Origin of the sequence: Halorubrum sp. SD683 (assembly GCF_002135045.1) — an archaeon.
In the GTDB taxonomy this organism is placed as follows: domain Archaea; phylum Halobacteriota; class Halobacteria; order Halobacteriales; family Haloferacaceae; genus Halorubrum; species Halorubrum ezzemoulense.
In genome coordinates this window covers 1-9660 of the sequence record NZ_NEWJ01000089.1, presented here as the reverse complement: position 1 = coordinate 9660, position 9660 = coordinate 1, and the positions used below count along the sequence as shown (strand labels likewise).

At 70.2% G+C, this 9660-nt stretch carries 9 protein-coding genes and 1 tRNA gene; 5 read left to right on the top strand and 5 right to left on the bottom strand.

All coding sequences use genetic code 11. The features are described 5' to 3' along the window. The first annotated feature begins 95 nt into the window (after positions 1–95). A complete protein-coding gene (locus B9G49_RS14635) occupies positions 96–863 on the top strand; it encodes an MBL fold metallo-hydrolase (protein WP_049930940.1) in 768 nt (255 codons plus the stop codon). A gap of 158 nt (positions 864–1021) precedes the next feature. Then, positions 1022–2026 (top strand): GTP 3',8-cyclase MoaA, encoded by a 1005-nt coding sequence (gene moaA / locus B9G49_RS14630; protein ID WP_086216861.1) that lies wholly within the window; start codon positions 1022–1024, stop codon positions 2024–2026. A gap of 88 nt (positions 2027–2114) precedes the next feature. Here moaA and B9G49_RS14625 read toward each other — a convergent pair whose 3' ends face one another. After that, positions 2115–4019 carry a prolyl oligopeptidase family serine peptidase gene (locus B9G49_RS14625; protein ID WP_086216860.1) on the bottom strand — a complete coding sequence of 635 codons (1905 nt, stop codon included), beginning with the start codon at positions 4017–4019 and terminating at the stop codon, positions 2115–2117. Between the two features lie 338 nt (positions 4020–4357). Here B9G49_RS14625 and B9G49_RS14620 point away from each other — a divergent pair, with 338 nt between their 5' ends. Beyond that, positions 4358–5410 (top strand): S66 peptidase family protein, encoded by a 1053-nt coding sequence (locus B9G49_RS14620; protein WP_086216859.1) that lies wholly within the window; start codon positions 4358–4360, stop codon positions 5408–5410. A 592-nt stretch (positions 5411–6002) separates the two neighbouring features. On the opposite strand, the gene B9G49_RS14615 is transcribed toward B9G49_RS14620, so the two are convergent. Further along, positions 6003–6077, bottom strand: a tRNA-Arg gene (locus B9G49_RS14615). Positions 6078–6185: 108 nt separating this feature from the next. Here B9G49_RS14615 and B9G49_RS14610 point away from each other — a divergent pair. Both B9G49_RS14610 and B9G49_RS14605 read left to right on the top strand, forming a co-directional pair. Beyond that, on the top strand, positions 6186–6803 hold the full coding sequence (locus tag B9G49_RS14610) for an AAA family ATPase (protein WP_086216858.1): 618 nt from the start codon (positions 6186–6188) through the stop codon (positions 6801–6803). Next, positions 6800–7252 carry an RNA-binding domain-containing protein gene (locus tag B9G49_RS14605; RefSeq protein ID WP_049930931.1) on the top strand — a complete coding sequence of 151 codons (453 nt, stop codon included), beginning with the start codon at positions 6800–6802 and terminating at the stop codon, positions 7250–7252. The genes B9G49_RS14610 and B9G49_RS14605 overlap by 4 nt, the downstream gene beginning before the upstream one ends. A gap of 67 nt (positions 7253–7319) precedes the next feature. Here B9G49_RS14605 and B9G49_RS14600 read toward each other — a convergent pair whose 3' ends face one another. The 3 genes from B9G49_RS14600 to B9G49_RS14590 all read right to left on the bottom strand — a co-directional run. Beyond that, positions 7320–7925, bottom strand: coding sequence for a transporter (locus B9G49_RS14600; protein ID WP_086216857.1), 606 nt, complete (start codon positions 7923–7925; stop codon positions 7320–7322). 108 nt (positions 7926–8033) lie between these two features. Then, a complete protein-coding gene (locus B9G49_RS14595) occupies positions 8034–8627 on the bottom strand; it encodes a GNAT family N-acetyltransferase (protein WP_086216856.1) in 594 nt (197 codons plus the stop codon). Positions 8628–8718: 91 nt separating this feature from the next. Continuing rightward, positions 8719–9660, bottom strand: a 942-nt coding sequence (locus tag B9G49_RS14590) for an alpha/beta hydrolase (RefSeq protein ID WP_143414719.1), incomplete at its 5' end; no start/stop codon positions are given.

Here is a 9660-nt window from a genome sequence, read left to right as displayed (position 1 = left end):
CTGCCCTCGGGGCGCGCCCGTTCGGACCGGGGCGGAGCACGGTCGACCGCGGCGCGGCCGGGCGAATTAGGTGGGTGGGGCCGCGACCCGTCGGCATGGAACTCACCGTGCTCGGGTCCGGCAGCGCGATGCCGGTCCCGGACCGCGCGCAGGCCGGCTACCTCCTCGACGACGGCGACCGATCGCTGCTCGTCGACTGCGGCAGCGGCGTCCTCCAGCGGCTCGCGGGGACCGACACGGGCTACGAAGGCGTCTCGACGGTCCTCCTGACCCACCACCACCTCGACCACGTCGCGGCGCTGTTGCCGCTCCTGAAGGCCCGCTGGCTCGCCGGCGAGGAACACCTCGAAGTCGTCGGGCCCGCGGGCACGAAGTCGCTCGTCGACGGCCTGCTCGGCGTTCACGACTACCTCGACGGCCGGATCGACCTCGCCGTCCGCGAGGTGTCGAGCGCGCGCCCGTTCGCCGCCGGCGGGTTCGACGTGACGGCCCGGGAGACGCGCCACTCGATGGACGGGTTCGCCTACCGCTTCTCGCCGCCGAGTTCGGACGCCGCGGCCGCTGACGGCCCGCTCGCGCTCTCCGGAGACACCGAGGCGTTCGCGGGCATGGCGCGGTTCGCGGACGGCGCCGACTGCCTCGTCCACGACTGCTCGTTCCCAGATGACGTCGACGTGTCAAATCACCCGACGCCAACGAGCCTCGGCGAGTCGCTGGCGGACGTCGAGGTCGGGACGCTCCTGCTCTCGCACCTCTACCCGCACACCGGCGGCCGCGAGCGCGAGATGACGGAAAGCGTCCGCGAGGCGGGGTTCGACGGCGAGGTACGGGCCGCGGCCGACGGACTGCGCGTGTCGCTGTGACCGCTGCGCGGACTCGGACCGCAACTGTCGGTCGGCCGCTCACCGGTCTCGACGTAACCGTCGGTCGGCCGCACGTCGGCTTGGACGTAACCGGCAAACGTTACCTATCCGCACGAACGACCCGGATATTTAAGCGCGCGTGGTCGTTCCTGTCTTCCATGGCCGGCCCACTCGCGGACGACTTCGGACGGGAGGTGACGGGGGTGCGGATCTCGCTTACCGACCGGTGTAACTTCGACTGCGTCTACTGTCACAACGAGGGGTTAGGCGATACGCGCGGGCCGATGGAGCCGAGCGACGCGGAGATGAGCGCCGACGACGTGGTCCGGTTCCTCGAGGTCGTCGAGGGATACGGCGTCGACGCTGTGAAGTTCACCGGCGGCGAGCCGATGCTCCGGCAGGATCTGGAGGAGATCATCGAGCGCACGCCAGATTCGATGGAGGTGTCGATGACGACGAACGGCACGTTCCTCCCCGGGCGCGCCGCGGACCTGAACGCCGCCGGCCTCGACCGCGTCAACGTCTCGCAGGACGCGCTCGACCCGGACGACTTCGCCGAGGTGACGAAGTCCGGCGCCTACGAGCAGGTCCTCGAAGGCGTGAAGGCGGCGGTCGAGGCCGGACTCGACCCCGTGAAGCTCAACATGGTCGTGTTCACGCACACCGCGGGCTACGTCGAGGAGATGGTCGAGCACGTCGCCGACAACGAGGGGCTCCAGCTCCAGCTCATTCAGTACATGCCGGAGCTGACCGGCAAGCCGGAGTGGAACGTCGACATCGGGCGCGTCCACGACTGGCTCGCCGAGAAGGCGGACCGCGTCGAACACCGCGAGATGCACGACCGGAAGCGCTACTTCGTCGGCGAGGCGAGCGACGACGAGACGGGCGGCATGGTCGAGATCGTCGACCCCGTCGAGAACGAGGACTTTTGCGCCAACTGCGGCCGCGTCCGCGTCACCCACGAGGGGTACCTGAAGGGGTGTCTCAACCGCAACGACGACCTCCGGTCGATGGGCGAGATGACCCGCGAAGAGATCGCGGACACCTTCGAGGAGGTGGTGGCCAATCGGGTTCCTTACTACGGCGAGTACCTCGTCGAGGGCGACGACGGCGAGTACGAACTCAACGAGAAGTACCTCGGGACGCCGCCCGCCGCGGACTGAGGCACGGGCCGATGGGCGCGGAGCGCGCCGCGATCGCCGACGTTCGGAGCGCGCCGCGATCGCCGACGGTCGGCGCGCCGGTCGGGGCCTACTCCGGCGGCTCGTACGGCCGACTGCTCCCGTCGTCCGGGAGCCGACGCAGGTACTTCGCGAACAGGTCCGCCACACGGGTGTACGCGTCGAGGACGTGGTCCAGTTCGCCGAACCCGTGCGGCTCGCCCTCGTACCGGCGGAGCTCGTGGCGGGCGTCGTGTTTCTCCAGCTCGGCGACGAGCTGCTCCGACTGGCTGATCGGGACGCGGGCGTCCTCCTCGCCGTGGAGCACCATGAGCGGGTCGTCGATGTCGGGGACGGCCCGGATCGGGCTCGCGTCGCGGTAGGCGTCGAGGTCGGCGACGAAGTCGCCCAGCTCGCGCTTGAGTAGTTGCCACCCCACGTCGTCGGTGTCGTCGACGAACGACTCGTAGTCGTACACGCCGTAGAAGGCGGCGCCGGCGCGGAACCGGTCGCTGTTGCCGAGCGCGTTCACGGTCATCAGCCCGCCGCCGGAGCCGCCGAATATCCCGACGCGGTCGCCGTCGACGGCGTCGTAGCGCGCCGCCGTCGCGTCCGCGGCGCGGATCACGTCGTCGAGGTCGCCGCCGCCCCAGTCGCCGTCGTTCGCCATGCGGAACGCCCGACCGAACCCGTCGGAGCCGCGGTAGTTGGGGCGGACGACCGCGTAGCCGAGCGCCGCGAAGTACGCCGCCCGGTGGTCGAAACCGAAGCCGTCGAAGGCGGTCGGACCGCCGTGCGGCTTCACGAGGAGCGGGACGGAGTCCGGCTCGGCGGCCGACGCGGGCGGGTGGACCACCGCGTTGACCCCGGTCCCGTCGGAGTCGTAGGTGAACGCCTCCGGGGCCGGAAGCCGGTCCGACAGCCCCGCCGTCGCCGTCGGCGTGCGTCGCTCGCCGGTCGCCGCGTCGACCGCGGTCGGCGGCTCAGTCGGCGTCTCCCGGACCGACAGCACGCGGTCGCCGTCCCACCGCGGTGCGCCGTGGATCGCGTCGCCGGTCGCGAGGGCGGTCGCGTCGGCGGCCGCGTCGGGGTCGGCGCCCGTCCCGGGGCCGGCGTCCGCGAGCGCGCCGTCGACGTCGACCGCGTGGACGTGCGTCCGGCCGCCCGCGGTGGCGGTCACGGCGAGCCTGTCGCCCGCGTCGTTCCACTCGGGCGCGGCGATCTCGGTCTCCGGGACGCCGTAGATCGGCGTCGGCGAGTCGCTCCCGTCGGCCGCGGGTTCGTCGCCGCCGACGCCGTACACCGCGTCGTATCCGCTGCCGTCGTGGACGAACGCGACCGCCTCGTCGTCGCCGGGTCGCGGGCGCGGACAGGCCGCCCGGACGCCCGGTTCGGCGAACAGTTCGGTGACGGCCCCGCTGCCGTCGCCACCGAACGGGACGCGGACGAGCGCGGCCTCGTAGTCGAACAGGTCGGCGTGTGCCGAGCGCGTCGCGACGACGCTGTCGCCCTGCCAGTGCGGGTCGGCGTAGAGGTACTCGCCGGTCGCGATCGCCTCGATCCGGTCGCCGTCGGGGGAGACGACCGCGAGGCTCGCCCGCAAGAAGGCGTCGGTGACGATCGCGATCCCGGGCTCGCCCCACGCGAGGCCGGAGATGCCGCCCTCCAAGTCGGTCAGCACCTCGACCGCGCCGGTGTCGGCGTCGACGGTCGCCAGCTCGGCGTCGCCGGTGACGAAGGCGATCCGGTCGCCGTCGGGGCTCCAGTCGAGCCACCGCGCGTCGGTGCGCCCGTAGCGCATGGCCGACGCCCCCCGGCTCGTGAGCCGGCGGTCCTCGCCGTCGGTCGCCAGCCAGACGTCGGTGGTCAGCTCGCGGTTCTTCGCGTACGCGATCCGCCCGTCGGGTCCGACCGCGGCTTGGACAACGCGGTCTGCGACGGCCATGTCGGCGAGCAGCCCGTCGTAGTCGGTGTCTCTGAGGTCTCGTCGGTACACGCGTGTCACTGCGGTGAGCGAGCACTTGGGCGTATGGCACCCGGAAGGGGTAGCTCACGAGACGTTGGACTCGTTATCACGGCGCAATTGAACCCTCTCCCGCTGAGAGTCCGCTAAGCGCGTGCCGAACGCAGAACGCAAGCGTTGTACTCTCCCGTGTTCTGCGGGGCGATCTGCCGTGTGAATCTGGACGGAGACCGTCTCGACGCTTAATTCGCGCAGTGAGAAGCGGGTATCGGGCGTCCACTCGTGCGTCTCGTGCCAGTCTCCCGATTATTCCTGATACTGCGGCACACGGGTGAATAAAAGATATATGACGCCCTTCGTAGATCCCAGTCGTGTCTGAGTTCCTCACTCCGCACCCTGTCGAACCCGGCGATCGGGTCGCGGTCGTCGCGCCGGCGTCGAACGCACCCGAGTCTGCGCGGTTCATCTACGAACTCGGTCTCGAGCGAATGCGCGACGTTTTCGACCTCGATCCGGTGGAGTATCCGACCGCGACCGCCGACCCGGAGTGGCTTGCGGACAATCCGGAGGCACGCGCCGAGGAGGTTATGAACGCATTCCGCGACCCGGACGTCTCAGCCGTGATCGCAAACATCGGAGGCCACGACCAGATCACGATCCTCCCGTATCTCGACGGAGATGTACTCCGTGAACACCCGACCCGGTTCTACGGGTACTCAGACAACACGAACCTGGCCCTGTTCCTCTGGAACCAGGGGATCGTCTCGTACTACGGCGGATCGACGCTGCTCGAATACGCGATGGACGGAGAGATGTTCGATTACACGGAGGAGTACCTGCGGCGTGCGCTCTTCGAGGACTCGATCGGCGACTGGACCGAAGCAGAGGTGTTCACTGACGAGGCCGGGGACTGGGAAGATCCGGAGTCGGTCGAGACTACTCGCGAGATCGAACAATCCGACGGCCGGATCTGGCGCGGCGGTGAAGAGGCGGTCTCGGGTCGGATCTGGGGCGGTTGCTACGCAGTCCTCGTCGAACAGTTCCTCGCCGATCGGTACCTGCCCGACCCCGACGCGCTGACCGGTACTGTCCTCGCGCTAGAGACGAGCGAATTGGTCCCTGACCCGGCCGTCGTCGGTGCGAACCTTCGCGCACTCGGCGAGCGCGGCCTTCTCGAACGATTCGACGGTGTGCTTGTCGGACGCCCCGCCGCTCGCTCACACATCGAAGAGAATCCGCGAGAGTGGCGGGCGGAGTATCGGGAGCGCCAGCGCGAGGCGATTAGTGACGCGTTCGAGACGTACAATCCGAACGCTCCGGTTGTCTTCAATTGCGAGTTCGGACACACGTACCCGACGTGTCCCATCCCGATCGGCGGTGAGGTCGAAATCGACCCCTCGACCGCATCCATTCGCCTTCTTTGAGTTCACGGCGGGCTAGAATCCGGTGCCAGATAGATTCTCTGTGTCCAGACGGAATGAGACCGGGATTCACGCGCAAGGTGTGCCGGCCACCGCTGACCGGGGGTGGTGTACAGGCGCAGGTCATTCTGAGGCCGCAGCTACCTGTTCCACCAACAGTCTTCGACGACGAGGGATCGATCGAGGACGCCGAGGTCCGTGATTCCGCTTTGGCGAGGTTGCGGGCGATGCCGTCCGGGTCGTGGCGGGGGCGAGCGTGCTCGATACTGCTCCGTATCGGTGGTTCGAGAGACGTCGTGTCGACACCGCCGGGCTCGGTATCGTTTCCGTCGCGGTCGAAGGTCGATTTCGGATCCTGCCGGACGAGGGTCCCGCCGAGCCGGTTCCGATCGACGGTCCACGGAGAACCGCAACACGGGTAGGCGATCTCGGCGCCGCGTCCAGTGAAAGTCGGATGCGTGCGAGGGACCCGTTAATCTGCGGAACGGAACCCGAACCGCAGCGTCTCGGACGATTTAACAATCCGATCGCAGAGACGCGATCGACCCCAAATTCGGGTGTTTGACAGACGACCCGAGAACCGACGGGTTCGAAGCGAGCACGGTGGGATTCGAACCCACGGCCATCGGATTAGAAGTCCGACGCTCTATCCTGGCTGAGCTACGTGCCCTCACTCGACTCTGATCCGCCGCGTCTAAAAAACGCCCGCGGTTCGCGGCGGGCCGCTCAGCACCGGCCAACAGCAGACCTAAGTCCGCGAGCGGAGTAGCGACCGGTAATGAACGTCATCGGAACCGTCGGCCTCCCCGGCAGCGGGAAGGGGGAGGCGGCAAACGTGGCCGAGGCGGCTGGCATCCCCGTCGTCGTCATGGGCGACGTGGTCCGCGCCGAGTGTCGCCGCCGCGGGCTCGACCCGGCGCAACACCACGGCCGGATGGCCGGCACGCTCCGCGAGGAGGAGGGCGACGACGCCATCGCCGCTCGGACGCTCCCGCGCATCCGGGAGGCGGCGGCCAAGAGCGAGCGCGGCGAGACCGTCGTCGTCGACGGTCTCCGCTCGACCGTCGAGCTCGAACGCTTCCGCGAGGCGTTCGGCGACGACTTCACGCTCGTCGCGATCCGCGCGCCCTTCAAGCTCCGCGCCGAGCGGCTGGGCGAGCGCGGCCGCGACGACTCCGACTCGGACCTGGCGTCGCTCCGCAGGCGCGACGCCCGCGAGATCGACCTCGGACTCGGCGAGACGTTGGAGCGCGCCGACGTCGAGATCGACAACACCGACAGCCTCGCGGCGTTCCGCGAGCGCGTCCGCGAAGTGCTGGGCGTCGACGGTGAGGGCGCGGACCGTTCGGACGGCGACGCCGCCGAGGCGGCCGAGGCCGGGGGTGACGGCGCGTGATCTACAGCGTCGACGTTCGGATCGAGGTGCCGGTCCACGACACGGAGGTGACCGACCGGGTCGCCGACGCGGTCGAGAACGTCTTCCCGGACGCGGAGCCGGTCCACGAGGACGGGCGGCTCGTCTCCGAGACGCACAGCCTCGACGCGTTCTCCGACGTGCTCCACGAGCAGGAGATCCTCGACACCGCCCGCCGCGTCTTCCGACAGAACCGCACCGACGACGGGTTCGCCTTCTCGTTGAAGAAGCAGGCGGCGCTCGAAGGCGTCGTCAACTTCGCGGTCGGCGATCCGGACGAACTCGGTGAGATCGACGTCGAGGTGCGCGTCCGCGAGCCGGACGTCGAGTCGTTCATCGACTACGTCGCGCCCGAGACCGACGGGGGGCAGCCGGTCGACCCCGTCCGCGAGTACGGCGACCGGTTCGACCCCGAGGACGAGGCGTACTGAGGCGCCGACCCGGCGCGCCCGTCGCCGCTCTCCCGGTCACTCGGCCCGTCGCTCACTGATCCACCAGTCACTCGGCCGTGGCGCCGGCCGCGGCCCCGCCGACCGCGCCGAAGACGACCGGATAGACGAGCCCCGCGAGCAGCGCCGCCGTGACGAGCGTCGGGGCGACGCTGCCGCCGTCGCCGACGGCGTACCGGAACAGGAAGGCGCCGATCACCGCGAGCGGGAGGTAGCCGACGACGGCGAGCGCGCCGGACTGCGCGCCGTCGACCGGCGTCGCCGCGCCGGCCGCGCGCGCTATCCCGACCCCGGCGACGACGAGCAGCAGCGGCGGCACGGCGTACAGGAACGTCAGCCCGGCGTCGCTCTGCGCGACGAAGTTCACCGAGCGGGCGGCGCCGATCAGCGAGGGCACGTTCACGTCCACGAAGTGCGCGTTGTAGAACACCCAGCCGACGCCGCGCCACACCGAGATGGTGTCGCCGCCGAACAGGTCGGCGAAGAAGTTGATCCCGGAGAGCCCCTCCTCGACCCGGCCGCTCTGCGTGACGTAGACGACCAGGTAGCCGAGGACGTACGAGACCGCGCCCGCGACCGCCCCGACGACCGCGCCGCGGCCGAGGCTCCTTTCCGCCCCTGTCGCGCTCGATCCGCCGCTGGCTGTCGAAGACATGCGCCCGGTATCGTTTCGGCGGGCGTAAGTGTTTGTTGGGTCGGATCGGGACGCGAAACGATCGCGTCGACGGCCGCAGGAGTGCGTCTATCGGCGGACACCGTCGGATCAGGTCGTCGCCTCGCGCCACTCCGACTGCGAGATCGTGTACCGGACCTCGTCGTGGACGGTGCCGTCCGCGTAGACCAGCTCGTTGCGGAGCCGCCCCTCGCGTCGCCCGCCGAGGCGGTCGACGTACCGCTCGATCGCGCGCCGCGACTTCTCGTTGTCGGAGTGGTGGCCCACGGCGACGACATCCAGGTCGAGGTCTGCGAACGCGACCTCGGCGAGCGCGGCGGCGCGCTCGCCGGAGTAGCCGCGGCCCCAGAACCGCTTGCGGAGCCACGTGCCGAGCGTCGCCGTCCGCTTTTCCCAGTCGACCCCGAAGCCGCCGAAGCCGGCTATCTCGCCCGCACCGTCCTCCCCCTCGCGGGGGTAGATCACGTACGTCGCCGCCTCGCCCTCCTCGAAGCGCTCGCGCCCGCGTTCGAGGAACTCTAGCGTCTCCTTCTTCGTCTCGTGGGGGTCCCACGTGACGAACTCGGTCACCTCGTCGATGCCGGGATCGGACGAGCAGATCCGATAGCACTCGTCGAGGTCGACGTGTTCGGGACTCCGCACCTCCAGCCGAAGCCGGTCCGTCTCGATGGTCTCGGGGAACACGTCGTGAGCGTCGTCGCCCGCCGAATAAATTCCACCGGCGCCCTGCGACGGGTTGTCACGGGCACCGACCGCCGTCGGTCGTCGAACGCCGTCAGTCGCCGAAGGCGTCGGAGAGGTCGCCGCCGACGCTCGCGATCGCGTCGCGCGCCCGGTCGACCTCCGGCATCGTCATGAACCCGTGGACCATCGCGGGGTAGTTCTCGTATCGGGTCGCCACGCCGTCGGCGACGAGCTGCTCCGCGTACGCCCTCCCGCCGTCCCGGAGCGGGTCGAAGCCCGCTGTGACGACCGTCGCGGGCGCGACGCCGGAGAGGTCGCCGGCGTTGATCGGGTCGGCGTACGGGTTCCGACGGTGGATGTCGCTCCGGTAGTAGGCCGCCGAGAACCACTCGATGTCCGCCCGGGAGAGGACGGTCCCGGCGTGTTCCCGCATCGACTCCTGGTCGGGGTCGACGCCGATCCCCGGGTACAGGAGCGCCTGTCGGGCGATGTCGGGGCCGTCCCGCTCGGCGGCCATGAGGGCGGTCACCGCGGCGAGGGTGCCGCCGGCGGAGTCGCCCGCGACCGCGAGGTCGCCGGTCCCGCGGAGCCGCTCGGTCGCGTCCGCGGCCCGCTCGACGGCGGCGTACGCGTCCGCGACCGCGGCCGGGAAGGGGTGTTCAGGCGCGAGCCGGTACTCGACCGAGAGGACGGCGCACCCGCTCTCCCGGGTCAGGTGCCGACAGAGCCAGTCGTGGGTCTCGACGCTGCCGAGGACGAACCCCCCGCCGTGGAAGAAGACGACCGTCGGGTAGGGGGGCTCGGCGGCGGGGAGGTAGAGCCGCGCGTCGAGGTCGCCGACCGTCGCCCGGTCGCCGAGGGCGCGCCGCGCCTCGTCGTCTTCGGGTCGGGGAAGGGTCAGCGACTCGGTTGCGCCCACGCTCGGCGGGTCGCGGTTCCGGATCCGCATCAGCGGGTCGGTCAGGCGACGGAGGAGCTTCAGCCGGTAGCGACCGTTCGGGAGCGGGACCCGCGACCGGCGGGTGGCGACGCG